We start from the raw sequence: 25,374 nt of genomic DNA on the forward strand, positions 1-25,374 counted from the left end.
ATGGACCCGAACCAACGCCCCGACGACGAACGCCTCTCGGCCTGGCTGGACGGCGAGCTCGACAGCGCCGCCACCGCCGAGGTGGATGCCTGGCTGCGCGAGCACCCGGAAGACGCCGCCCGCGTGCGCCTGTGGGCCGCCGACCGCGACGCGCTGCGCGCCCGCCTGGCGCCGCTGGCCGACGAGCCCGTGCCCGAGGCCTGGCACACGCTGGTGCGCGATGGGGGCCGCAGCGCGGCGCCAGCCCCCGCGCCGCGCCGCGGCCTGCCGCTGGCCTGGGCCGCCGGGCTGCTGCTGGCCGGTGGCGTGCTGGGTGGTCTGGTGGGCGCCGGTGTGGTGTGGAACTCGCCCGAACTGCAGGTGGCCCTGCAGGCCCGGGGCTGGGCGCGCCCGTCGCCGCTGGCTTGGACGCACCGCGCCGCCATGGCCCATGCCGTCTACGCCCCCGAGGTGCGCCACCCGGTGGAGGTGAACGTGGCCCAGGGCAGCGCCGCCGAGCAGCGCGCGCAGGAGGAGCACCTGGCGCGCTGGCTGTCCAAGCGCCTGGACATGCCGGTCAAGCTGTTCGACCTGCGCGCCCACGGCTTCGAGCTGGTGGGCGGCCGCCTGCTGCCCGATGCCGCCGGCCCCAGCGCGCAGCTGATGTACCAGAACAGCGGCGGCCAGCGCGTCACCGTCTACCTGCGCCGCCCCGAGGCCGGCGCCGACACGGCCTTCCGCTACCAGCGCGACGGCGAACTGGGCCTGTTCTACTGGACCGAGGACGGCTTCGGCTGCGCGCTGGTGGGCAACCTGCCCAAGGAGCGGCTGCTGGCGCTGGCCGAGGCCGTGTACAAGCAGGTGGAAGACGGCATCGTGCGCACGCCGGACGGCGGTGCCTCGCGGCCCGACAGCCTGCAGCCCGCCGGCGGACGGCCGGCGTCCTGATCGGCCACCCGCGGCCGGCCCGCGCCTGGCGGCAGCGGCATGGGGCCGGCCCCCCGGCTCCCTAGAATGCCGCCGATGCCCGCAGCGCCGTCGTCCGCCCCCACCCGTTCCCGGCCGACGGCCGCCGCCCTGCACCGCGGGCTGGTGGTCGCCGTGCTCGGCTTCGCCTCCGGCCTGCCGCTGGCGCTCACCGGCCAGGCGCTGCAGGTCTGGCTGAGTGTCTCGGGGCTGGACGTGGCCACCATCGGCTTCCTCAGCCTGGTGGGCCTGCCCTACACCTTCAAGTTCCTGTGGGCGCCGCTGATGGACCGCTTCGAGCCGGCCGTGGGCCTGCTGGGCCGGCGGCGCGGCTGGCTGGTCATCACGCAGCTGGCGCTGGCCGGCGGCCTGGTGGCCATGGCCGCCGTCACGCCCAACGGCCCGCCGGGCGCGCTGCAGGCCTTCGCGCTGCTGGCGGTGGCGGTGGCCTTCGTGTCGGCCTCGCACGACGTGGTCATCGACGCCTACCGCACCGACCTGCTGCCGCCGGCCGAGCGCGGCCTGGGTTCGTCGCTGAACGTGGCCGGCTACCGCGCGGCCATGGTGGTGTCGGGCGGGCTGGCGATGATCTGGACCGACCCGGTGCAGGGCGGCGGCCTGACCTGGCCGCAGGTCTACCGCTGGATGGCACTGGCCATGGCGGTGGCGGCCGGCCTGTCGCTGCTGCTGCTGCCCAAGCTGCCGGTGTTGGCACCACGCGCCGGGGATGCCGGCGCCGGCGCCCCGGCCGTGGCCGGCCGGCAGGACGTGCTGGGCTTCCTGGCCGTGCTGGCGGCGGTGGCCGTGGGCTACGTGGCCACGCAGCAGGTGTTCACGCCGGCGGCCGGCGCGGTGCTGGGGCCGTGGCTGGCCACCGGCAGCCTGCCGGCGCCGCTGCAGGCGCGCTGGATCGACCTGGCGGCGCTGCTGCTGGGCCTGGGCTTCACGCTGCCGCTGGCCGCCTGGACGGCCCGCGCCGCGCGCTTCGACACCCTGTTGGGCGGCCTGCGCGCTTACTTCAGCCAGCCCGGCGCCGGGCTGTTCCTGCTGTTCATCGTGCTCTACAAGCTGGGTGATGCCTTTGCCATCGCGCTGGTCACGCCCTTCCTGCTCAAGGCCATGGCCTTCAGCTCGGCCGAGGTGGGCGTGGTCAACAAGGTGCTGGGCCTGTGGCTCACGATTGCCGGCGCGCTGGCCGGCGGCGTGCTGATGCTGCGCCTGGGCCTGTGGCGCGCGCTGATGCTGTTCGGCGTGCTGCAGATGGTCAGCAACCTGGGCTACTGGTGGCTGGCTGCCTATGGCAAGGGCACGCTGGGCGCGGTGCTGCTGCCGGCCTTCGACTGGGGCTTCGTGGCGCTGAAGCAGGCCACGCCGGTGGACGGCTCGCTGCTGGCGGTGATCGCGGTCGACAACATCGCCGGCGGCATGGGCACGGCGGCCTTCCTGGCCTTCCTGATGGGCCTGACGCAGCAGCGCTTCACGGCCACGCAGTTCGCGATGCTGAGCGCCTTTGCCTCGGTGGGCCGGGTGTGGGTGGGGCCGCTGGCCGGCGTGCTGGCCGAGTCGATCGGCTGGCCGGCCTTCTTCATCGTGTCCACCGTGGTGGCGCTGCCGGCGTTGGCCATGCTGTGGTGGCTGCGCGCCACCGTGCAGCGGCTGGAGGTGACGGCCTCCGCACCGCTGGACGATTGAAACCACCGCAGCGCGCCGCCATCTGAGACCATCCGGGCCACGCCCGCCGCCCCTGCCCTCGAGCCGCCGACCGATGACCGACACGCACTTCCGCACCGATGCCCAGGTGGATCTGCCCGCCCTGGCCCGCCATGCCGACGGCTGCCGCTGCATGCTGCATGCCCGCCGCCGCCTGGGCGGCGCGCTGCTGGGCGCCGGCGTGCTGGCCGTCACCACCGGCCTGCCGGCCGCCGCGGCCGAGCCCGAATGCAAGCGCTCGGGCTTTGCCAAGCTCACCGGCGCCGACCAGATCGAGCAGGGCGCTGGCCAGCAGTACCGGCAGATGCTGCAGCAGGCCAACGGCCAGCAGGCGCTGGCCCCCAAGGACCATCCGCAGGTCAAGCGGCTGCGCTACATCGCCAACCGCATCATCCCGCTCACCTACGACTGCAACCCGCGCGCGAAGGAATGGCGCTGGGAGGTCAACCTGATCGGCAGCAAGGAGCTCAATGCCTTCTGCATGCCCGGCGGCAAGATCGCGTTCTACCTCGGCATCCTCGACAGGCTCAAGCTCGACGACGACGAGGTGGCGGTGATCATGGGCCACGAGGTGGCGCATGCGCTGCTGGAGCACGCGCGCGAGCGCATGGGCAAGACCATGGCCACGCGCGGGGCCATCGAGCTGGGCGCAGCGTTGTTTGGTCTGGGCAATGTGGGCCGCGGCGTGGCCGACATGGGTGGCCAGCTGCTCACGCTGCGCTTCTCGCGCGACGACGAATCCGAGGCCGATGCGCTGGGCCTGATCCTGTCGGCCCAGGCCGGCTACCGCCCCGAGGCCGGCGCCTCGCTGTGGCGCAAGATGCTGGCGGCCAGCAAGGGCGCGCCGCCGCAGTGGCTGTCCACCCACCCGTCGGGCGAGACGCGCATCCACGAGATCGAGGCCCGCTATCCGCGCGTGATGCCGATGTACGAAGCGGCGGCGAAGCCCGACCAGCGGTTCGGCCCGCCGAATGCTTGAGCTCCCGGTCTGCCGGGTACGGCAGACCACCCCCCGCGGGGGTGGCGAGGCCGCTTGGGAGCGGCCCGGCGCTGGCCTCGCGCCGCTCCGGTCGGCTACCAGCGCTGCGGCAGCGGCTTGAGGATGTGGATGCGTGAATCCTGCAGCGTGGTGTAGCCGCCGCGCTCCAGGTCCTTCATCAGCCGGCTGACCATCTCGCGTGAGCAGCCCAGGCGGTGCGCCATCTCCTGGTGCGTGAGCCGCTCAGTGACGATGCGGTGGCCGTCGTCGTGCGGCGTGGACACCTCGGCCAGCAGCAGGCGCAGGCGGCCGTACACATCGTTCAGCGCCAGCTGGCGGGCGTTGAGCGTGGCGGCGCGGGCGCGGCGGATCACCTTGGCCAGCAGCTCGAAGGCGAACTCCGGCCGCTCGGAGATGAAGCGCTCCAGCGTGCGCCGGCTCACCACCGAGCAGGTGGTGGTCTCCAGCGTGATGACGCTGGCCGAGCGCGGGCCGCCGTCCAGGCTCATCTCGCCCAGGTACTCGCCGGGGCCGTAGACGCCGTAGGTGATCTCGCGGTCGTTATCGCCGGCGCTGAAGGCGCGCAGCCGCCCGCTCAGGATGATGAACAGCGTGTCGCCGTGGTCGCCTTCCTGGATCAGCAGCGTGCCCTTGCGGTAGCGGCGCGTCTCGCCACGCCCGGCCAGGGCGCGCAGCGTGTCGGACATGCTGGCGCCACCGGCATCGGCCGGGCCGGTGGCAGGCGGGGCGGCAAGCGGAGACGAAGGGGCGAGGGCAACCATGACGCAACGCTGCGCCGGCCCTGTGTGGCCCGCGCAGCACCACGCATGCTACCCGGATGCGCCGCTGCGCCCAGGGGCTGCCCGGGGCTGCCCGAGACGTCAGGCGGGGGCGTGGGGCCTCAGGCGTTGAGCGTGCGTCCGCCCGTGCGCACGGCGCGCGGCGCCTCGCTGGCCGTGGGGGCCGGCGTGCCGGCCACGGCGGGGGCCTGCAGCGCGCTCACCAGCGGCGGCAGCAGGGCCACCTGGCGCACCAGCGCGCGGATGCTGCCGGCGCCGGTCTTCTGGCGGATGCTGCCGATTTGCGTGCGGATGGTGGCCAGGCCCACGCCCTGGCGCTGGGCGATCTCCTGCGGCGTGTAGTCGGCGCACAGGCCCTTGATGACGGCCGTTTCGGCCATCGTCAGCCCGTGGGCGCGGGCGAACCAGTCGACCGTGAGCTCCTCGCACACCTGGCGGCGGCCCAGCAGCAGGGCCACGCCGTGCTGGCTCTCGGTGCCCAGCGGCGCCAGCGGCACCACGGCCACGCTGACGCGCTGCTTGCCCTCGCCCAGCATCAGCAGGCGGCGCAGGCCGCGCAGCGCCGCGCCCTGCAGCGCATCGCGCAGCGGCACGGTGTCGGCACCCAGGCGGGTGGCCAGGTGATCGCCCGCCAGCTGCAGCGGGTGCGTGGCGTCCAGGTCGCGGCGCGCGGCCTTGTTCAGGTGGGCGACGCGGCCCTCGGCATCCACCAGCAGCAGGCCGTGGTCCAGCGTGTCCAGCATCTGCGCCATGCGGCGGTGCTGCTGCGAGGCGGCGCCGCGGCGCTCGGGGCCGGCGTAGCCGCGGCCGCGGGTGGCGGGCAGGGTGGCGGCGAAGCCGGCATAGAACTCGGCGACTTGCGCGCTGCGGGTGTCGTGCAGATCCAGCATGGTGTTCCCTCCTGCATGTCGGGCGCCCTGCGCTGCCGACGGCACGCTTTCACGCCATGGCAAGAAGCTTAGGTGCCGGCGATCCACCCGTTTGGTGAACTGCCGCCCTGCGGATCTGTGACTTATTCACCTGGCCCGCATGCCGAAGCGGGCCGGCAGTCTGGTCAGGTCCCGGCGACGAAGGGGTTGTGCCGGCGCTCGTCGCCGAAGCTGCTTTCCGGCCCGTGACCGGGAATGAACACCGTGTCGTCGCCCATGGGCCACAGGCGCTGGGTGATGCTGTCGATCAGCGTGGGGTGGCTGCCGCCCGGAAAGTCGGTGCGGCCGATCGAGCCGGCGAACAGCACGTCGCCCACGAAGGCGCGCTGCGTCACCGGGTCATGGAACACCACATGGCCCGGCGTGTGGCCCGGGCAGTGGCGCACGTTCAGCGTCACGCGGCCCACCTGCACCGTGTCGCCATCGGCCAGCCAGCGTGTGGGCGTGAAGGGCTCGGCCGGCTTGAAGCCGAAAATCTGCGCCTGCTGCGGCAGGCCGTCGATCCAGAACTGGTCGCCCGGGTGCGGGCCGACGATGGGCAGGCCGTCCTCGCGCGCCAGCGTGCCGGTGCCACCGGCATGGTCGATGTGGGCGTGCGTGAGCAGGATCTGCTTGATCGTGACCCCGTGCCGCGCCGCGGCGGCACGGATGCGGTCCAGATCGCCACCGGGATCGACCACGGCGGCTTCCAGCGTGTCAGGGCACCAAAGCAGCGAACAATTTTGTTCGAAAGGGGTTACCGGGACGGTTTCGTAGCGCAGCATGGCGTGGGGCTCTTGGGCGGGCACGGATGCACGATTCTCGCCCGCCGGCCGTGTCAGCCGCCGGCCCAGTCCAGCGCCCCCCGCGCGCAGGCCCGCTGCACCCGGCGTGCGACGTCCCGGAATCCGGCCAAGGGCGTGGTGCCGGCTTCGTCCAGGTACAGGCCGCGGTTGACTTCCACCATCACCGCCGCCACGCGGATGTCGCGGTGGTAGCGGCTGGCGGGCACCAGGGCGCCGGCGAACGGCTGGTTCACGGCCACGCGCCAGCCGGCCTCGGCGAAGGCCGACACGAAGGCGTGTGCCAGCGCTGGCGGGGTGTGGAAGTCGTCGGTGCCGATGCAGATGTCGGGCCGCGGCGTGCCCGCATCCGCCTGCTCGTACGGCAGCGCCTTTGCTGGGAAGCTGTGGGCGTCGATGACCAGGCAGCGGCCGTGGTGGCTGAGGGCCGAGGCCACCGCGGCCTCCAGCCGCGCGTGGTGCGGCCGGTAGTGCTCGGCCAGCAGGGCCTCGCGCTCGGCGGGCGCCAGGGGCCGGCGCAGAGCCTGGCCGTCGGCGGTGCGGGTGTAGATCACACCCATGCCGCGCGCGGCCATCGGCTCGTCGTGGTCGTCGGCAAAGCGTTCCACATCCACCACCAGCCGGCTGACCGCCGCACGCACGGCGCACACGCCACCGCCTGCCTCAGCGGGCGGCACGAACAGCGCTTGCGTGCAGTGATCGGTCATGCGCCCGACCTCGGCCGCCAGTTCGACTTCGTCGAGCACGAACTGCCCGCGCACGGCCGGCGGGATGGTCACGGCGTCGTGCGGCAGGTGGATCACCACCCACGGTGGCCAGCAGGCCGGCGCGCGCAGCGGCATCAAGGCGCCGCCGTTGCAGCCGCCGAGTCAACCGCCCGCAAGGCCTGGCCGATGGCCGCCTGCAGCGCGGCCAACTCATCGCGTGACAGCAGCGCCTCGAAGCGCAGCTGCCGTTCGGGCCGGCGGGCGCAGGGCACCAGACTTTCAAGGCGCAGGTGGTGGCCGTGGCGGGTGGCGTCGATGGCGACGGACAGTTCGTAGGCCTCGGTGTGTTGCACGGTGGTGCGCATGGTTCACTCCTCTTTAGCCGCTTCGACGTTGCGTCGGGGGCGGCAATCCGGATCAACTCCCCCGGCCCGGTTCGCCATGTGGCAGGGTGGCCAGCCCCGGTGGATCGGTTCAGCGCAGCAGGTTCAGCGCAGCAGGACCAGGCGCGGCACGGCGTCGGCACCGCACCAGACGATGGCGTTTTGTTCGAGTTGCCGGCCCAGCGCGCGGGCCGCTTCAAGGCCCAGGCCATAGACCAGCAGGCTGGGTTCGGCCGGCCAGCCGTTGGCGGGATGGCGGCCCTGGCCCGCGTCGGTGCGCCTGCCCTGCGCTTCCAACTTGGCCAGCAGCGCGGCCTGGCGTGCGGCATTGGCGGCATCGTCCAGCGCCTGGCTGTACGGGTTGCAGGCGGTGATGAAGGCGCTGCAGGCCACGCCGTGGCGCTGGTGCGCGGCGCGCAGCCCGGCGCAGGGCTGGTCGATGTGCAGCGTGAAGGCTGCGGTGTCCGCCGGCCGCACCTCGTAGTGCGTCTCGCGGTAGGCCTGGATCAGCGCGGCTGCGATCTGCGTGTCTGGAAACAAGAAACCCTCCGTGTTCGGCGGAGGGTCGACGCAGTTCCCGCTTGGTTGCCCCTGCTGCAGGAGCCACATCCGCTTTCGCGATCCACCTTGCCCGGGCGGGCAGGTTGGCATGGGCGTCGACCCAATTCCGAATGTTGAGCGGCAGTCTAGCACCGGCCGGTGGCGGGCTGCGTGCGGGCACGCAGTGCGGCCCCGCGATCATCGTCGTCACCCCCACTCGTTCAAGGGGAAGCGTGATCCCTGCCGCTTGCCGGCGCTGCGCTCAGGCATGTCACCCCACGCATGTCAGGAGAAGCGTCATCATGAAATTCCCACCCTCCCGCCTGCCCCGATGGGCTTGCGTGGCCGCGCTTTGCGCCGGCCTCGCACCCGCCTGGGCCATCCAGATCGGTGGCATCGACTATGCAACTGCCGGCCCCGCCGAAACGCTGGTGGCCGACTTCGTTGCCAGCAGCGGCGCATTGACGTTGAACGACTACCAGGGCTACGTGCTGCTGAACATCCGCGGCAGTGGCTTCTCGTTGGGCCCGCGCATGAACGATGCGTTTCATCTCTACACCGGCGGGCCGGTCGAGTCGCCCGGCAGCTTCTACCAACTGGTGGTCACGCGCAGCGGCAGCGTGGAACTGGGTGGCGATGCAGGAGCCAATGACAGCGCCCGCCGGTTCATCGTCTATGACCTGGATGCCGGCATGGCCGTATCGGCCCCGCATGTTCCGGCCTACCGCTCCGACCATCGGTACCAGGTGGTGATCAACAGCGCCCTGCTGTCGGGCACGTCGCACCGGCTGCGCTTTGGTGTGAGCGATGGCTTCTACGGTGACAACGGTGGCCGCTTCGAGATTGACATCACGCCGCTTGGCGTGCAGACGCCAGTGCCTGAGCCGGCCTCGGCATGGCTGTTGTTGGCTGGCCTGGGCGTGGCGCTGCGCCGCCACCAGCGCGCAGCGGCGTCGCCGGCTTGACTGACGCGGGTGCGGTCTGGCGCCAGCATCTGCCTCCCAGCGCTGATGCAGGATCCACCGACCATGCCCGCCATCCCCACCGCCAGCCCCGCCTCGCAAGGCCTGTGCGCCGAGCGCCTGGCTCGCATCGACCGCTTTCTGCAGCAGCGCTACGTGGGGCCGGGCAAGCTGCCGAATGCGCAACTGCTGGTGGCGCGCCACGGCCACATCGTGCACCACAGCGTGCTGGGCCAGGCGGTGCTGCCGACCGATGGCGTGACCGGCCGCGCGATGACCGACGACACGATCGTGCGCATCTACTCGATGACCAAGCCGATCACCAGCGTGGCCTTCATGATGCTGGTGGAAGAGGGCTTGGTGGCACTGGACGACCCGGTGCACCGCTTCATCCCGGCCTGGCGCGGCCTGGGCGTGTACCAGGCCGGCGGCGCCGGCGTGCCGGGCGGCGGCGGCGGCTGGGTGACGAAACCCACCAGCGCGCCGATGCGCATGATCGACCTGCTGCGCCACACCGCGGGCCTGACCTACGGCTTCCACATGCGCACCAGCGTGGATGCGGCCTACCGCAAGGCCAAGCTCGAGCCCTTCGAGCAGGCCAACGGCCTGCAGGGCTTCGTCGATGCGCTGGCCGGCATCCCGCTGGAGTTCTCGCCCGGCACGGCCTACAACTACTCGGTCAGCACCGACGTGCTGGGCTACCTGGTCGAGAAGATCTCGGGCCTGCCGTTCGCCGACTTCTTGCAGCAGCGCATCCTGGGCCCGCTGGGCATGGTGGACACCGCCTTCCACGTGCCGGAAGACAAGCGCCAGCGCTTCGCCCAGTGCTACATCCAGGGTGCCGATGGCAAGCTGGGCGTGCTACCGGGCCGCACCTTCCTGGAGCCCACCAGCTGCCCCTCGGGCGGCGGTGGCCTGGTGGGTACCGCAGCGGATTACCTGCGCTTTTGCGAATGCCTGCGCCGCGGCGGCGAGCTCGACGGCGTGCGCCTGCTGGGCCCCAAGACGCTGAAGCTGATGACCAGCAACCACCTGCCCGGCAACGCGGATCTGGCCGACATCGCCACCAGCCTGTTCAGCGAGGCCACGTACCACGGCATCGGCTTCGGCCTGGGCTTTGCCATGACCACCGATGTGGCCCGCACCGGCATTGCGGGCAGCCCGGGCGAGTACTGGTGGGGCGGCGCCGCCAGCACGGCCTTCTGGGTCGACCCGGTGGAAGACCTCTCGGTGGTCTTCATGACCCAGTTCATGCCCAGCAGCCTGTACCCGATCCGGCGCGAGCTGCGCACGCTGGTCAACGCGGCGGTGGTGGACAGCGCGGCCTGATCAAGCGCCCGCAAAGCGCACGTTCAGCCGCGCGGCCAGGGTGGCCAGGCGGCGGTCCAGCGTCCACAGCGCGGCGCCGGGCGTCAGCCGGCTGGAGGCCAGCAACGTGAGGTCGATCAGGCCGCAGCCCAGGCCGTAGAGCTGCTCGCGGTCGATGAAGCCCATCACCTCGCGCAGGCTGGCCTGCTGCGCGGGGCGCAGGTCGGCCAGATCCACCAAGGTGCGCTGGCGCTCGGGCGGCGTGCCGCAGGCCAGTTCGCCCAGCACCAGGGGGTGCATCAGCACCAGATCGCGCTCCAGCAGCGCCACCAGCGCCTCGTTGCGGCGTCGGAAGTGATCCACCCACACGGCAGTGTCCACCAGCACGCCGGTGATGCCGCTCATGGGGCGTAGGGCTTGGCGGGCGGCTCGGTGGCGGTGTTGCGCGGGATGTCGGCCATGGCCGGCGCGCTGCCGCCCAGTGCGGCCAGGCGCTTGGCCGCCTGCACACGCACGAAGGTGCGCATGGCATCGCGGAACAGGTCGGCCTTGTCGGTGCCGGGGTCGGCCAGTTCCAGTGCGCGCTCGTACAGCGCGTCGTCCAGGGTCACGGTTGTGCGCATGGTGGGCTGGTGAATCGAATTTGATGCCATATTGCATCAGTTTGGATGCGACCACAAGGCATCGGCACCCGCAGGCAGGCTCGGGCGCTGAGCCAGTCAGCGGCTATGGTTGCGCCTTCGCCGCGCCGCCTTGTTGCGGTCGTCTCTCACCGCCAAGCCGCACCCGATGCCCCGCTTCCTGCACACCGCCGACTGGCAGATCGGCCGCCAGTTCAGCACCTTCGACCCCGAGCACGCGCCGCTGCTGGCCGATGCGCGGCTGGCTGCGGTGGAGCGCCTGGCCGCGCTGGCCACGCAGCACCAGGTGAGCGCGGTGCTGGTGGCCGGCGATGTGTTCGATGCGCAGACCGTGGCCGACCGCACCGTCCGCCGCCTGTTCAACGCGCTGGCGGGCTATGCCGGGCCGTGGCTGCTGATCCCCGGCAACCACGACGCCGCACTGGCCGAGAGCGTGTGGACCCGCGCCCAGCGCCTGGGCGCCGTGCCGCCCAACGCCCACCTGCTGCTGGCGCCCGAGCCGCGGCTGTTCGCCGAAGCCGGCTTTGCCGTGCTGCCCGCACCGCTCACCCAGCGCCACACCCATGGCGACCTGACCGCCTGGTTCGATGGCTGCGACACCCCCGCCGGCCTGCTGCGCCTGGGCCTGGCCCACGGCAGCGTGCAGGGCCTGCTGGCCGAGGGCATCGACGCCACCAACCCGATCGCGCCCGAACGTGCCGAGCGCGCCCGGCTGGACTACCTGGCCCTGGGTGACTGGCACGGCTGCAAGCGCATCGATGCGCGCACCTGGTACGCCGGCACGCCCGAGCCCGACCGCTTCAAGGACAACGGCGCCGGCCAGGCGCTGCTGGTCGACATCGCCGCGCTGGGCGCCGAGCCGCAGGTCACGCCGCTGGCCGTGGGCCAGTACCGCTGGCAGGCGCTGGGTGCCACGCTGCAGGTGGCCAGCGATGTGGACGCGCTGGTCGATCAACTGGCCGCGGTGGGCGCCAGCGACGTGGTGAGCCTGACGCTGGCCGGCCGCATCGACCTGGCCGGCCACGCCCGGCTGCAGGCGGCCATCGCCCGCGCCGAGGCCGCCGCGCGCGACCTGCAATGCGACCACGCCGACCTGCAGCTCAACCCGACCGACGAGGACATCGCCGCGCTGCAGGCCGATGGCTACCTGGGCGAGCTGATCGCCGAGCTGCGCGCCGAGCAGGATGGCGACACCGCCGACGCCCGCACCGCCCGCGACGCGCTGGCGCTGCTGACCGCCACGCTGGCGCAGCGCACGCCGGTGGCCGCTGCGGCAACGGAGGCCTGAGCCATGGCCTTCCAGATCACCCGCCTGCAGGTCGAGCAGTTCAAGCGCTTCCGCCAGCCGTTGGTGCTGGAGGGTTTCGAGCCCGGCCTGAACATCCTGGCCGGGCCCAACGAGGCCGGCAAGAGCACGCTGGTGCGCGCCATCCGCGCCGCCTTCTTCGAGCGCCACCGCTCCACCGCGGTGGACGATCTGCGCCCCTGGGGCGAGGGCAGCAGCGCCACGCCCACCATCACGCTGGATTTCCACCTCGACGGCCAGCCGCACCACCTGGTCAAGAGCTTTCTGGGCAAGAAGCGCTGCACGCTGCAGATCGGCACGCAGCGCACGCTGGACGGCGCCGAGGCCGAGGACTTCCTGGCCCAGTGCTTCGGCTATGCCTATGCACTGAAGGGCCGCAGCAAGGAAGAGCACTGGGGCATCCCCGGCCTGCTGTGGGTGGAGCAGGGCAGCGGCCAGGCGCTGGATGTGAGCCACGCGCGAGAGCACCTGCACGATGCGCTGCAAGGCCAGGCCGATGCCGCGCAGACGGCCGCGGGCAGCCTGGCTGCCAGCGGTGGCGACGAATTGCTGGAACAGCTGCGCACCCAGCGCGCCGAGCTGCTCACCGGCACCGGCAAGCCACGTGGCGCACTGGCCGATGCGCTGGCCAGTGCCGAGGAGCAGCAGGCCCAGCTGCAAGCGCTGGAAGCGCAAGTGGCCGCCTATCGCCAACAGGTGGATCAGCTGGCCAGCCTGCGCGCCCAGCACCAGGCCGACGAGGCTGCGCAGCCCTGGGTGGCGCTGCGCGCTGCGCTGGCCGAGGCCCAGGCACGCCAGCAGGCGCTGGCCGGCCAGCAGCAGCAGTTGGCCGCCGACCAGGCCCGCGCCGCCCAGCTGGCGCAAACCCGCCAGCTGCTGGCCGGCGAGCTCGATGCGTTGAAGCGCCAGCAAGACCAGGCCACCCAGCGCGCCCAGGCCCTGGCCCAGGTCGCCCAGCAGCAGCAGGCGGCCGATGCCGCCGTGGCCGCGGCCAGCCAGGCCGCGCAAGCCGCCCAGGCCCGCGCCCAATCCGCCCGACAGGCCTGGCGCGCCGCGCGCGAGGCAGCGCAACGCCAGGCCCTGGCCCAGCAGCTGCAAACCGCCCAGGCAGAAGCCCAGCGCCAGGCTGATGCGCTGCAGCGCGCCGAGGCCGCGCATCAGCACCTGGCCACGCTGCGCGCCCACGCCGCCGCGCAGCCGGCGATCAGCCCCGCACAGCTGCAGGCGCTGCAGAAGCTCGACCGCGCCGCGCGCGACGCCGCACTGCGCCGCCAGGCCGTGGCCACGCGGCTGCAGTTCGATCTGCCCGCCGGGCAGTCGCTCACATTGCGCGATGGCCGCGGCGCCGAGCAGGCCCTGCAGCAGCAAGGCGAACGCCTGCTCGACAGCCCGGCCACGCTGGCCCTGCCCGGCGGCGGCATGCTGACCATCACGCCCGGCGGGCAGGACCTGGCCGCGTTGGCGCGCCAGCACGACGAGGCCACCGCCGCGCTGGCCACGGCGCTGCAAGCCCAGGGCCTGGCCGACCTGGCCGAGGCCGAGGCGCGCCAGGCTGCGTACGCCCAGCGCCAGGCCTCCATCCAGCTGGCCGAGCGCGAGCTGGCCATCCTGGCACCGCAAGGCCTGGCGCCGATGCAGGCGGCGGCCACCGAGGCCACCGCACGCATCGCCAGCGCCCAGGCCGCGCTCGACCGCCTGCCGCCCGCTGCGGATGCCGCTGCACTTCTGCTCGACGAAGCCGAAGCCTCCCACGACGCTGCCACGCGCAGCGAACAGGCCGCTGCCGAAGCCCTGGCCACTGCCCAGCGCCGCCAGGCCGCCGCCGCCAGCGCACACGAGGCCGCCCAGCGCGAGCACGCCAGCGCCCAGGCCGCGCTGGCCGACCCCGCCCGCGCCGCCCGCCACGCGCAGGCGCAAGACCAGCTGCTGGCCACCCAGGCCGAGCACGAGGCCCTGGCCGCGCGCATCGCCCAGGCGCAGACGGCGCTGGCCGATGCCCGGCCCGACATCGTGGCGCAGGACATCGCGCGCCTGTCGCGCAGCATCGAGCAGCTGCTGCAGGCCCACCAGCAGCGCCGCGAGCAACTGCTGGTGCTGGAAGGCACGCTGCAGCAGGCCGGCGCGCAAGGCCTGGAAGAACAGCGCGACACCCTGGCCGGTGCGTTGGCCCACAGTCAGCGCCGCGCCGCCGAACTGCAACGCCGCGCCGCCGCACTGGACCTGCTGTGCACCCGGCTCGAGGCCAAGCGCCAGGCCACGCTGCAACGCCTGCAGGCGCCGCTGCAGCAGCGCCTGCAGCACTACCTGCCGCTGCTGCTGCCCGGCGCCGCGGTGCAGATGGACGATCAGCTGGCCCCCGAGGCCGTGACGCGCACCGCAGCCGATGGCAGCGCCGAGCGCGCCGCGCTCGATGACCTGAGCTTCGGCGCCAAAGAGCAGCTGCGCCTGATCAGCCGCTTCGCCTATGCCGACCTGTTGCAGCAGGCCGGCCGGCCCACGCTGCTGATCCTCGACGACGCGCTGGTACACAGCGACGCGCAACGCCTGGCGGCGATGAAGCGCGTGCTGTTCGACGCCGCCCAGCGCCACCAGCTGCTGCTGTTCACCTGCCATCCCGAACAATGGCGCGACATGGGCGTGGCGCTGCGCATGCTGTGACCTGGCCCCCTGCCCACCGGAACCCCGCCGTGCCCACCATCCGCCCCGCCCGAGCCGACGACCTGCCCGCCCTGGGCGCACTGTTCGACGCCTACCGCCAGTTCTATGCGCAGCCGGCGGATCTGGACACGGCCACGCGCTTCATCGCCCAGCGGCTGGCGCGCGGCGATGCGCAGATCCTGGTGGCCGAGGCCGAGTCTGGCGAGCTGCTGGGCTTTTGCCAGCTGTACCCGCTGTTCTGCTCGATCAGCGCACAGCCGATCTACTGCCTGTCCGACCTGTTCGTGTGGCCGGCCCAGCGCCGCAGCGGTGCCGGCCGCCAGCTGCTGCTGGCGGCCGAAGACCTGGCCCGCGCACAAGGCAAGGTGCGGTTGGACCTGACCACCGCGCACACCAACCACACCGCGCAGCGCCTGTACGAGTCGCTGGGCTGGCAGCGCGACACCGTGTATGCGGCCTACACGCGCAGCGTGGCGGCCTGAACCCGCAGTACCGCGCCCATGACCGACACCCTCCAACCCGGCTTCCTGGTGGTGCATGGCAACCACCCCGAGGCGCTGCGCGCGCTGATGCTGCAATGGCTGGCCGCTCACCCGCTGCCGCCGCTGGCGCAAGAGACGGTGCTGGTGCAGAGCAATGGCGTGGCGCAGTGGCTGAAGTTGGCGATGGCGCAGCCACGCCGTGCCGACGGCACGGGCGGGCTGGGCATTGCCGCGGCGGTGAAGATGCTGCTGCCCTCGCGCTTCCAGTGGGACGTGTACCGTGCGGTGCTGGGCGAGGCGGCCGTGCCGCCGGTCTCGCCCTTCGACAAGCCGCTGCTGCTGTGGCGGCTGATGCGCCTGCTGCCGGCGCTGCTGGTCGAGGACGTGTTCGCGCCGCTGCAGCGCTTTCTGGCCGACGACGCCGATCTGCGCAAGCGCCACCAGCTGGCCGAGCGCCTGGCCGACCTGCTGGACCAGTACCAGGTCTACCGGGCCGACTGGCTGGCCGACTGGGCGGCCGGTGAAGACCGCATCGCCACCAGCCGCCATGGCCTGCAGCCGGTGCCGGACGATCTGCGCTGGCAGCCGCGGCTGTGGCGCGCGCTGCTGGCCGATGTGGCCGCCACCGACCCCACCGGCGAGGCCGCGGCGGCCACCAGCCGCGCGGCCGTGCACCAGCAGTTCCTGCAGCGCATGGCCGAATGGAATGGCCCGCGCCCGGCCGGCCTGCCGCAGCGCCTGGTGGTGTTCGGCATCTCGTCGCTGCCGCAGCAGGCGCTGCAGGTGCTGGCCGCGCTGGCGCGCTTCACGCAGGTGCTGATGTGCGTGCACAACCCCTGCGAGCACGACTGGTCGCACATCGTGGCCGACAAAGACCTGCTGCGCGCCGAGCGCCACCGCCAGCGCCGGCGCCCCGGCAGCGAGGGCGCCATCGCCGACGAGGCCCTGCACCTGCATGCCCAGCCGCTGCTGGCCGCCTGGGGCAAGCAGGGGCGTGATTTCATCCGCCTGCTCGACGAGTTCGACGAGGGCAGTGCCGCCGATGGCGACCATGCCCAGCGCCTGCAGGCCCTGGGCCAGCGCATCGACCTGTTCGACGCCACGCCCGGCCACACGCTGCTGGCCCAGCTGCAGGACGACATCCGCGACCTGCGCCCGCTGGCCGAGACCCGCGCGCGCTGGCCGGCGGTGGATGCCAAGGTGGATCGCTCGATCGCCTTCCACCTCACCCACGGCCCGCAGCGCGAGGTGGAGGTGCTGCATGACCAACTGCTGGCCGCCTTTGCCGCCGATCCCACGCTGCAGCCGCGCGACGTGATCGTGATGGTGCCCGACATCGCCGCCTACGCGCCGCATGTGCAGGCGGTGTTCGGCCTGCTGCGGGCGGACGACAAGCGCCACATCCCGTTCTCGCTGGCCGACCAGGGCCAGCGCGGGCACGACCCGCTGCTGGGGGCACTGGAAAAGCTGCTGCACCTGCCCCAGTCGCGCATCGCCGTCAGCGATGTGCTGGATCTGCTGGAGGTGCCGGCGCTGCGCCGGCGCTTTGCCATCGCCGACGAGCAGCTGCCGCTGCTGCGCCGCTGGCTGCACGGCGCCCACATCCGCTGGGGCCTGCATGCGGCGCAGCGGGCGGCCCTGGGCCTGCCGCCCGACCAGCCGCACAACAGCTGGGACAGCGGCCTGCAGCGCATGCTGCTGGGCTATGCCAGCGGTGCCGCCGAGGCCTGGCAGGGCATCGAGCCGCTGGACGAGATCGGCGGGCTGGACGCCGCGCTGCTGGGCCCGCTGGTCAGCCTGCTGGCCGCGCTGGAGCGCCACTGGCAGGCCCTGGCCGAGCCGGCGCCACCCAGCGCCTGGGGTGCGCGACTTTCCACGCTGCTGGCGGACTGCTTTGACACGGAAGCCGGCGCGGCCGATGGCGCCACCCGCCAGACCGATGGCCTGACCCTGCTGCGCCTGCAGACCACGCTGCAGGACTGGCTGGCGGCCTGTGCCAGCGCCGGCCTGGTCGAGCCCCTGCCGCTGGCCGTGGTGCGCGAGCACTGGCTGGCCGCGCTGGACGCTGGCGGCCTGAGCCAGCCCTTCTTTGCCGGCTCGGTCACCTTCGCCACGCTGATGCCGATGCGGGCGATCCCGTTCCGCATCGTCGCGCTGCTGGGCATGAACGATGGCGACTACCCGCGCAGCCGCGTGCCGATGGATTTCGACCTGATGAACCAGACGGGCACGGGCGGTGACTGGCGCCCCGGCGACCGCTCGCGCCGCGAGGACGACCGCTACCTCTTCCTCGAAGCCCTGCTGTCGGCGCGCGAGCGCCTGCACATCAGCTGGGTGGGCCGCAGCATCCACGACCAGTCGGAACGCGCGCCCTCGGTGCTGGTGGCCCAGCTGCGGGATCACCTGGCTGCCGGCTGGCGCCTGGCCGATGCACCGGACGACGAGGATGCCGGCCAAGCCTTGCTGGACGCGCTGACCGTCGAGCACCGGCTGCAGCCCTTCGACCCGGCCTACTTCACGCGGGGCGGCGATGCCCGGCTGTTCAGCCACGCGCATGAGTGGCGCGACGGCCTGCGCGGTGTGATGCAGCCGGCGCTGCCGCAATCAGACGACACCAAAAGCGCAGCGCTTGAACCCTGGCCCTTCGACGGCCCGCTGACGCTGCGCCTGCTCGCCGACCTGCTGGCCAACCCGGCGCGCGCCTTCCTGCGCCAGCGCCTGGGCGTGTTCTTCGAGGCCGACGACCCGGTGGGCGCCGACCAGGAACCCTTCGCCGTCGACGCGCTGGAGAACTGGCAGCTGCAGGACGAGCTGATCCAGGCGCAGAAGGCCGCACTCGATGCCGGTGAAAGCCGTGAGGAGGCGATGCGGGCCCAGCTGGCGCGCATGGCCCGCCGCGGCGCGCTGCCGGCCGGCCACTTCGCCGAGCTGGTGCAACAGCAGCTGGCCGCGCCGATGGCCGACCTGTTTGCCCGCTACACCGAGCAGCTGGCGCTGTGGCCGCATGCGCTGCCCGATGCCCTGCTCGATCACTTGCCGCCGGGCCAGCCCGAGCCGCTGCGCCTGGTGGACTGGCTGGACCGGCTGCGCGCCAACGACGATGGCCTGCGCGTACGCCTGCTGCTCGACAGCGGCAGCCTGATCGCCAACAAGCGCTACCGCCGCGACCGCCTGGTGGCGCCCTGGGTGGCGCACCTGGCCGCGCACCTGGCCGGCGAGCCGATCACCACCGTGGTGGTCAGCAAGGCCGGCACCGCCACGCTGAGGCCCTTGAACGACGCCGACGCGCAGGCCGCCTGGGCCGCGCTGCTGGCGGCCTGGCAACAAGGCCTGCAGGCGCCGCTGCCGCTGGCCGTGCGCAGCGGCTTCGAGTGGCTGGACAAGGGTGGTGCTGAAGAAGGTCCGGACAGCGAGGCGGCCTGGGAAGCTGCCCGCGCCTGCTTCGACGACGGCGACACCGGCAGCGGCCGGCCCGGCGAGCGCGAGGGCAATGCCTACCTGGCGCGCGCCTTCGCGAACTTCCACGCGCTGTGGGCCGAGGGTGCATTCGCGCAATGGGCGCAGGCCCTGCTGGCGCCGCTGGACGCTGCGCTGCAGCGCGCCGACGACAAGCCCGGCAAGGGCCAGCGCGCCACCACGGGAGCGGCGGCATGAGCGCTTCCGCACGGCCGCTCCGAAGGAAGCGCGTTCCTCCCTCGGGGAGGTGGTCACGAAGTGACCGGAGGGTAGTCCAGTGAGCACGCCCATCCTGCAGCCGCTGAGCTTCCCGCTGCGTGGCAGCCGGCTGATCGAGGCCAGCGCCGGCACCGGCAAGACCTTCACGATCGCCGCGCTGTACCTGCGCCTGGTGCTGGGCCACGGCGGCGCCGGGCCGGAGGGCTGCGGCTTCACACGGCCGCTGGTGCCGCCCGAGATCCTGGTGGTCACCTTCACCGAGGCCGCCACGCAGGAGCTGCGCGACCGCATCCGCGCCCGGCTGGCCGAAGCCGCGGTGGCCTTCCTGGCTGACCCCGCCACGGTGCCCGATCAGCCCCCGGGCCGCGACCTGCTGCACGATCTGCGCGCCAGCTACCCGCCCGAGCAATGGCCGGCCTGCGCGCGCACGCTGCGCCTGGCGGCCGAGTGGATGGACGAGGCAGCGGTGTCCACCATCCACGGCTGGTGCTACCGCATGCTGCGCGAGCACGCCTTCGACAGCGGCAGCCTGTTCACGCAGACGCTGGAGACCGACCAGCGCGAGCTGCTGGCCGAAGCGCTGCGCGACTACTGGCGCAGCTTCTTCACGCCGCTGCCGGCCGAAGATGCGGCCCAGGTGCAGGCCTGGTGGCCCACGCCCGATGCGCTGCGCGCCGAGGTGCAGCCGCTGCTGGCCGCCAGCGCCGCGCTGGGCCCCGGCGAGCCACCGGCCCAGGCCCTGGGCCAGGCCCGCGCCGCCCAGCAGCAGGCCCTGGCCGAGCTGAAGGCGCCGTGGCCCGCCTGGGTGGCCGAGTTGCGCGCGCTGCTCGATGCCGCCGTGGCCGCCAAGCAGGTGGATGGCCGCAAGCTGCAGGCGCGCTTCTACATGCCCTGGCTCGAAGCCCTGGCCACCTGGGCCGGCAGCGAGGCGCTGCGCCCGGCGCTCGACAACACCAGCACCGCTTGGACGCGCCTGACCCCCGAAGGTCTGTCCGAGGCCTGGAAGGTGGGCAATGCGCCCGATCACCCGGCCCTGCACGCCCTGCCCGCACTGCGCGGCCTGCTGGACGCCATGCCCACCGGCCGTGAGGACGTGTTGCGCCACGCCGCCGCCTGGACCGCGCAGCGCCTGCACAGCGAGCAGGCCCAGCGCGCGCTGATGGGTTTTGACGAACTGCTCACCCGGCTGGACGCCGCACTGCAAGGCCCCAACGGCGCACGCCTGGCGCAGCGCATCCGCACGCAGTTTCCGGTGGCGCTGATCGACGAGTTCCAGGACACCGATCCGGTGCAGTACCGCATCGTCGATGCGATCTACCGCGTGGCCGGCAACGAGGCGTCCACCGCGCTGGTGCTGATCGGCGACCCCAAGCAGGCCATCTACGCCTTCCGCGGAGCCGACATCCACACCTACCTGGCCGCGCGCCGCGACACCGGCGACCGCCATGCCACGCTGGGCACCAACTTCCGCAGCAGCCAGGCCATGGTGGCGGCGGTGAACCGCGTGTTCCAGCAGGCCGAGGACCGGCCCGGTGCCGGCGCCTTCGGCTTCCGCCAGGGGGCCGACAACCCGCTGCCCTTCCAGCCGGTTGGCGCGCGCGGCCGGGGCGAGCGCTGGTGGCGCGGTGGCGCCGAGGCACCCGCGCTGGTGCTGTGGCAGGTGCCGCCAGGCCAGGGCGGCGCGGCCCTCAGCGGCAAAGACTATGTGGCGCTGGCGTCGGAGGCCGCCGCCAGCGAGATCGTGCGCCTGCTGGCCGAGGGCCAGTCCGGCCGCGCCGGTTTTGCCGAGGACGATGCGCTGCACCCGGTGCAGCCGGGCGACATCGCCGTGCTGGTCAACAACGGCCGCGAGGCCGCGGCGGTGCAGGGCGCCCTGCGCCAGTGCGGCGTGCGCAGCGTATACCTGTCGGACAAGGGCTCGGTGTTCGACAGCGCCGTGGCCGCCGACCTGCAGCGCTGGCTGGCCGCCTGCGCCGAGCCGGACGACGACCGCACGCTGCGCGCCGCACTCGGCAGCGCCACGCTGGGCCTGGCCTGGGCCGAACTCGACCGCCTGAACCATGACGAGCTGGCCTGGGAGGCGCGCGTGCTGCAGTTCCGCGGCTACCGCACGATGTGGCGGCGCCAGGGCGTGCTGCCGATGCTGCGCCACCTGCTGCATGACTTCGCCGTGCCGCAGCGCCTGCTGGCCGCGCCTGACGGACAAGGTGAGCGGCTGTTGACCGACCTGCTGCACCTGGCCGAGCTGCTGCAACACGCGGCTGCGCGGCTGGACGGCGAGCATGCGCTGATGCGCCACCTGGCCGAGCAGCGCGCCGCCGCCACCGGCGATAGCGACGCGCGCAAGCTGCGGCTGGAAAGCGATGCCGCGCTGGTCAAGGTGGTCACGGTGCACAAGAGCAAGGGCCTGGAGTACCCGCTGGTGTTCCTGCCGTTTGCCTGCGCCTTCCGCGCGATCAAGCGCGACGACACGCCGCTCCAATGGCACGACGACGCCGGCCAGCCCGTGGTGGCCCTGCGCGCCGATGCCGACGGCCTGGCCCGCGCCGACCAGGAACGCCTGGGCGAAGACCTGCGCAAGCTCTATGTCGCGCTCACCCGCGCGCGCCACGCCACCTGGGTGGGCATGGCGCCGTTGAAGGACCTGCAGCGCAGCGCCTTCGGCACCCTGCTGGCCGGTGGCGAGGCGCTGCCACCCGAGGCGCTGGGCCCGGCGCTGCAGGCCCTGGCCCAGGGCTGCGCCGCCGTCGCCGTGCAGCCGCTGCCGCCGGCCGACGACACCCGCCACCGCGGCACACAGGGCGCGCTGGACTGGGCGCCGCAGCCCGCGCCGCCCACGCCACGCGAGCGCTGGTGGATCGCCAGCTACACCGCGCTGCGCGCCGCGCCGGTGACGGTGGAGGGCGCCACCGCCGATGCCGCTGCACAGGCCGCCTCCGCCGCCAGCCCCACGCCGGCCAGCGCCGCAGAAGAAACCTTTGCCGAGGCCCTGGCCGAGCAGGTGCTGACGGCCGGCGGCGAGGCGGCCGATGGCGAGCGCGGCCCGGCTGCACGCCTGCCCGTGGCCGCGGCCTCGCAGGGCACGCTGCACGCCTTCCCGCGCGGCGCCGAGGCCGGCAGCTTTCTGCACGGTGTGCTGGAATGGGCCGGCGCCCAGGGCTTCGCCCACGCCGCGCAGCAGCCGGCGGCCTGTGCCGAGGCGCTGGCCCGGCGCTGCGCCAGCGGCCCCTGGCGCGGCTGGGCCGAGCCGCTGACGCGCTGGCTGAGCGGCTGGCTCACCACACCGCTGCAACTGGATGCGCTGGTGCCCGGCGCCACGCCGCTGGCCCCGGCCGACCTGGCGCCCACGCAGATGCAGGTGGAGCTGGAGTTCTGGTTCGCCGCGCAGCGCGTGGACACCGCCGCGCTCGATGCCCTGGTCACGCGCCACACGCTGGGCGGCGCGCCGCGCCCGCCGCTGGCCGCGCAGCAGCTCAACGGCATGCTCAAGGGCTTCATCGACTGGGTGTTCGAGCACCAGGGCCGCTGGTACGTGGCCGACCACAAGAGCAACTGGCTGGGCCCGCGCGATGCCGACTACACGCCCGAGGCGCTGCGCAGCGCCGTGCTGCACCACCGCTACGAGCTGCAGTACGCGCTGTACCTGCTGGCCCTGCACCGCCTGCTCAAGTGCCGCCTGCCGGGCTACGACTACGAGCAGCACATCGGCGGCGCGGTCTACCTGTTCCTGCGCGGCCACGCGGCGCCGGGCCAGGGCCTGCACCTGGATCGGCCGCCGCGCGAACTGATCGAGGCGATGGACGCGCTGTTCGACGGCGCGTCCGACGGAGTACCGGACTGAGCGTCGGGCCGCGTGCCCGGCCGCGCGACGGTCCTCAGCGCGCTCAGCGCCCGGCCACCGATCCGGCAGCCGGCACGGGGCGGATCAGCGCCCGCCACAGCGGGCTGCCCGCGCGCGCGGCCGGCGCCTGTGCGCCGAGGCGGGCAGATGCGGCGGCGGCGGTGGCGGCCGCCGCACGCCGCGGGGCGGCCTGGGGCGTGGCGGTGGCCTCGGTCCAGGCCACGGCGCGCTGGCGCAGCCACTGGCCGGCGTAGAGCAGGTCGGGCCGGCCGTCGCCATCCAGGTCGCCCACGGCGGCCAGGTCGGGGCGCCAGTTGCCGTAGTCGTCCACCGGCCAGCTTTCCACCGCGCCCAGCGTGCCGTCGCGGCGCTGGCGGTTCAGCGCGATCGGGTAGCCGCCCCAGGACCAGGACAGCACGTCCAGCCGGCCCTGGCCGTCGCCGTCCAGATCGACCACGCGCACGCGTTGCGTGTTGCCGATGCCGCTCACCTGGGCGCTGGCGCGCAGCGTGCCGTCGGCCTGCTGGGCCAGCACCGTGACCAGGCTGCTGCCGCTTTGCGCCAGCACCAGGTCGGCCCGGCCATCGCCATTGACGTCGCCGATGGCCACGCCTGCCACCGCATAGGCATTGGGCAGGGCCGGCACGCGCGGGGCGGCATAGCCGCCGCCGGCGGTGCGCGTGACGATGGACACCGGCGCATCGGGCGAATTGCCGTTGACCACCGCGATGTCGGGCTGGCCGTCGCCGTCGAGGTCGCCCACGTCGATGTCGCCGAAGCTGCCCACCGTCACCGGCACCACGGTGGCCGTGCCGAAGCGGCCGTCGGCCTGCTGCAGCCACACCGACACCGCATCGCCGTAGAACGGCGCGCTCACCAGGTCGGGGCGGCCGTCGCCGTCCATGTCCATCACCCGCACCACGGCGCTGTGCGGGGTGTCGATCACCTGGCTGCTGGCCAGCGTGCCATCGGCCTGCCGCCGGAAGATCTGCAGGCCGCGGCCCGAGGCCGCCGCCACCACGGCCAGGCGTCCGTTGCGGTCCAGGTCGGCCATCTGCAGCGAGCCGATCTCGGCGCCATAGGCGGCGATGGTGGCCACCGTCTGGGCCGGCGCGAAGTTGCCGCCGCCCAGGCTGCGCCGCAACTGCAGCGTGAACTCGTCTGCCGCACCCCAGCCGAAGCCCACGGCCACCAGCGCGTCGGCGCGGCCGTCACCGTCCACGTCGCCGATGGCGGCGGCCGTGATGCCGGCGTTGGTGAACAGGGCCTGCGGCGCGGCGAAGCGGCCGGGGTCGGTGCCGAAGGTCCAGCTGCTGCCGTAGGCCGTGTTGCCATGGCGGTCGGCGATGCCGCTGACCGAGACCATGTAGCGGCCGCCCATGCGCAGCGGGGCGCTGGGGGTCAGCGTGACGGTGCGGTCGCTCAGGCTGAGCGTGGCCGGCACGTCGCTGCTGGCCCGCTGGTCGATCAGGCGCACGGTGCTGGGGGTCACGGTCAGCGGGTCGGGCACCTCGTCGAGCTCGATCACGATGCGCGTGTCCAGCGCCACCTCGGTGGCGCCGGCCAGCGGCTGCACCAGCGTGGCCGCGGGGCCGCTGGCGTCGAGCGTGAAGCGCCAGCCCGGGGCATCCGCCAGCGCATTGCCGGCCTGGTCGGTGGCGCGTCCGGTCAGCCGCGCCGTGTAGCGGCCGCTGGGCAGGGCCATGCCCTGCATCAGCCCCAGCGTGCGATCGTCCAGCCACACCGTGGTGCCGGACATCACCTGGCCGCTCTCGTGGGTGAGCGTGATCTGCGCCGTGCCGCCGCTGCGCGTGTCCATGGCCTCCGAGAACACCATGCGCACCTCCGGAAAGCCGCCGTAGGCCTGGCCCTCGGCCAGCGGCGTGACCGAGGCCACCGTGGGCGCCGTGCCGTCGTTGCTGCGGCCGGCCACGCGGTAGTGGGTCAGCGACATCTCGTAGCTGGTGCCGGGCGGGTCGCTGCTGTCGACCAGGCGGTTGCGCACCAGGCCCACATCGGGCGCGTACCAGTCGTCCGAGGTCAGCGTGGTGGTCACGCTGCGCCGCGTGCTGCTGAGCTGGGCCGTGCGGGTGAGCACGGTGCGCACATGGGCGCAGCGGCTGAAGGTGCCGGCCGGCGTCACCACCGTCTCGAAGCCCAGCACCGTGGCCTGCATGCGCACGGTCATCGCATCGGGAATGCCGTCCAGGTCGACGTCGAAGCGGCCGTCCAGCGCGCGCTCGGCCAGCACCCAGTCGTCGCCGGCCACCAGCGGCAGGCGCAGCAGCTGCAGCGGGCCCAGGGCCTGCAGCACCGGGTCCTCATCGGCCCCCGGCACCAGCACCACGCCGCTGGCCGTCTTGACGATGCGCTGCGTGTAGCGGTCGGGCGGCATCTCGGTTTGCATCAGCATCGCCGGGCCCGAGCCCGTGGACTCGCTGCCGGTCACCTCCACCCAGGTCGGCGCCTGGGCGCCGTCGACATAGCGCCAGCGGTCGCCCAGGTTCAGCGGGTGGTAGTCGGCACCGGCCACCGCGCCCTCGACCGTGCTGCCGGGCGTGCCGGCCGCGCCGCCACCCCCACCGCCGCCGCCACAGCCGGCCAGGGCCAGCACCAGACCACCCAGTGCCAGTCGCGTCAGTCCCAGCTGCGCCATTGCCAGCCGTCCCAGCCGCCAGGCCCCCATCCGCGCGCCGCCGGTGGCGCGCTCCATCCACTGCAACATC

At 73.3% G+C, this 25,374-nt stretch carries 19 protein-coding genes and 1 riboswitch; of the genes, 10 read left to right on the plus strand and 9 right to left on the minus strand.

Annotated elements, in window-relative coordinates:
* From AACH10_RS17040 to AACH10_RS17050, 3 genes are all read left to right on the plus strand, one after another.
* Positions 1-927, plus strand: coding sequence for an anti-sigma factor family protein (locus tag AACH10_RS17040; protein ID WP_341411652.1), 927 nt, complete (start codon positions 1-3; stop codon positions 925-927).
* 75 nt (positions 928-1,002) lie between these two features.
* Complete coding sequence (locus AACH10_RS17045) at positions 1,003-2,637, plus strand: AmpG family muropeptide MFS transporter (RefSeq protein WP_341411653.1); 1,635 nt, start codon at positions 1,003-1,005, stop codon at positions 2,635-2,637.
* 73 nt (positions 2,638-2,710) lie between these two features.
* Positions 2,711-3,634, plus strand: a complete 924-nt coding sequence (locus AACH10_RS17050; protein WP_341411654.1) for a M48 family metallopeptidase — start codon at positions 2,711-2,713, stop codon at positions 3,632-3,634.
* Positions 3,635-3,729: 95 nt separating this feature from the next.
* Here the strand turns inward: AACH10_RS17050 and AACH10_RS17055 are convergent, their stop codons facing one another.
* The 6 genes from AACH10_RS17055 to AACH10_RS17080 form a co-directional block, all read right to left on the minus strand.
* Entirely contained in the window at positions 3,730-4,341 is a 612-nt protein-coding gene (locus AACH10_RS17055) for a Crp/Fnr family transcriptional regulator (protein WP_341411655.1), read from the minus strand.
* A gap of 194 nt (positions 4,342-4,535) precedes the next feature.
* The gene (locus tag AACH10_RS17060; RefSeq protein WP_341411656.1) at positions 4,536-5,324 is read right to left on the minus strand and encodes a helix-turn-helix transcriptional regulator; all 789 of its coding nucleotides are present in this window, start codon (positions 5,322-5,324) and stop codon (positions 4,536-4,538) included.
* Between the two features lie 164 nt (positions 5,325-5,488).
* Positions 5,489-6,127: an MBL fold metallo-hydrolase gene (locus tag AACH10_RS17065; protein ID WP_341411657.1), complete on the minus strand. Its 639-nt coding sequence runs from the start codon at positions 6,125-6,127 to the stop codon at positions 5,489-5,491.
* 53 nt (positions 6,128-6,180) lie between these two features.
* Positions 6,181-6,987 (minus strand): N-formylglutamate amidohydrolase, encoded by an 807-nt coding sequence (locus tag AACH10_RS17070; RefSeq protein ID WP_341411658.1) that lies wholly within the window; start codon positions 6,985-6,987, stop codon positions 6,181-6,183.
* Positions 6,987-7,217, minus strand: a complete 231-nt coding sequence (locus tag AACH10_RS17075) for a hypothetical protein (RefSeq protein ID WP_341411659.1) — start codon at positions 7,215-7,217, stop codon at positions 6,987-6,989. Before AACH10_RS17075 ends, AACH10_RS17070 begins: the two co-directional genes overlap by 1 nt.
* A gap of 123 nt (positions 7,218-7,340) precedes the next feature.
* Entirely contained in the window at positions 7,341-7,775 is a 435-nt protein-coding gene (locus AACH10_RS17080) for a DUF3293 domain-containing protein (protein ID WP_341411660.1), read from the minus strand.
* A gap of 31 nt (positions 7,776-7,806) precedes the next feature.
* Positions 7,807-7,915: riboswitch (SAM-I-IV-variant riboswitch) on the minus strand.
* Between the two features lie 162 nt (positions 7,916-8,077).
* Between AACH10_RS17080 and AACH10_RS17085 the strand changes: the two genes are divergently transcribed.
* On the plus strand, positions 8,078-8,740 hold the full coding sequence (locus tag AACH10_RS17085) for a PEP-CTERM sorting domain-containing protein (RefSeq protein ID WP_341411661.1): 663 nt from the start codon (positions 8,078-8,080) through the stop codon (positions 8,738-8,740).
* 63 nt (positions 8,741-8,803) lie between these two features.
* The gene (locus AACH10_RS17090; protein WP_341411662.1) at positions 8,804-10,066 is read left to right on the plus strand and encodes a serine hydrolase domain-containing protein; all 1,263 of its coding nucleotides are present in this window, start codon (positions 8,804-8,806) and stop codon (positions 10,064-10,066) included.
* On the opposite strand, the gene AACH10_RS17095 is transcribed toward AACH10_RS17090, so the two are convergent.
* Together AACH10_RS17095 and AACH10_RS17100 are read right to left on the minus strand one after the other, a co-directional pair.
* Positions 10,067-10,450: a type II toxin-antitoxin system VapC family toxin gene (locus AACH10_RS17095; RefSeq protein WP_341411663.1), complete on the minus strand. Its 384-nt coding sequence runs from the start codon at positions 10,448-10,450 to the stop codon at positions 10,067-10,069. It abuts the gene before it with no gap.
* Entirely contained in the window at positions 10,447-10,668 is a 222-nt protein-coding gene (locus AACH10_RS17100) for a type II toxin-antitoxin system VapB family antitoxin (protein WP_341411664.1), read from the minus strand. Before AACH10_RS17100 ends, AACH10_RS17095 begins: the two co-directional genes overlap by 4 nt.
* A gap of 166 nt (positions 10,669-10,834) precedes the next feature.
* Here AACH10_RS17100 and AACH10_RS17105 point away from each other — a divergent pair, with 166 nt between their 5' ends.
* From AACH10_RS17105 to recB, 5 genes are all read left to right on the plus strand, one after another.
* A complete protein-coding gene (locus AACH10_RS17105) occupies positions 10,835-11,974 on the plus strand; it encodes a metallophosphoesterase family protein (RefSeq protein ID WP_341411665.1) in 1,140 nt (379 codons plus the stop codon).
* A gap of 3 nt (positions 11,975-11,977) precedes the next feature.
* Positions 11,978-14,650, plus strand: coding sequence for an AAA family ATPase (locus AACH10_RS17110; RefSeq protein ID WP_341411666.1), 2,673 nt, complete (start codon positions 11,978-11,980; stop codon positions 14,648-14,650).
* Between the two features lie 29 nt (positions 14,651-14,679).
* Complete coding sequence (locus AACH10_RS17115) at positions 14,680-15,132, plus strand: GNAT family N-acetyltransferase (RefSeq protein ID WP_341411667.1); 453 nt, start codon at positions 14,680-14,682, stop codon at positions 15,130-15,132.
* An 18-nt stretch (positions 15,133-15,150) separates the two neighbouring features.
* A complete protein-coding gene (recC, locus tag AACH10_RS17120) occupies positions 15,151-18,786 on the plus strand; it encodes an exodeoxyribonuclease V subunit gamma (RefSeq protein WP_341411668.1) in 3,636 nt (1,211 codons plus the stop codon).
* A gap of 79 nt (positions 18,787-18,865) precedes the next feature.
* Positions 18,866-22,648, plus strand: a complete 3,783-nt coding sequence (gene recB, locus AACH10_RS17125; RefSeq protein WP_341411669.1) for an exodeoxyribonuclease V subunit beta — start codon at positions 18,866-18,868, stop codon at positions 22,646-22,648.
* Between the two features lie 43 nt (positions 22,649-22,691).
* Here recB and AACH10_RS17130 read toward each other — a convergent pair whose 3' ends face one another.
* Complete coding sequence (locus AACH10_RS17130; RefSeq protein ID WP_341411670.1) at positions 22,692-25,361, minus strand: FG-GAP-like repeat-containing protein; 2,670 nt, start codon at positions 25,359-25,361, stop codon at positions 22,692-22,694.
* Positions 25,362-25,374: the final 13 nt, after the last annotated feature.

This window comes from Pseudaquabacterium inlustre (genome assembly GCF_038066595.1).
GTDB classification, from domain to species: domain Bacteria; phylum Pseudomonadota; class Gammaproteobacteria; order Burkholderiales; family Burkholderiaceae_C; genus Pseudaquabacterium; species Pseudaquabacterium inlustre.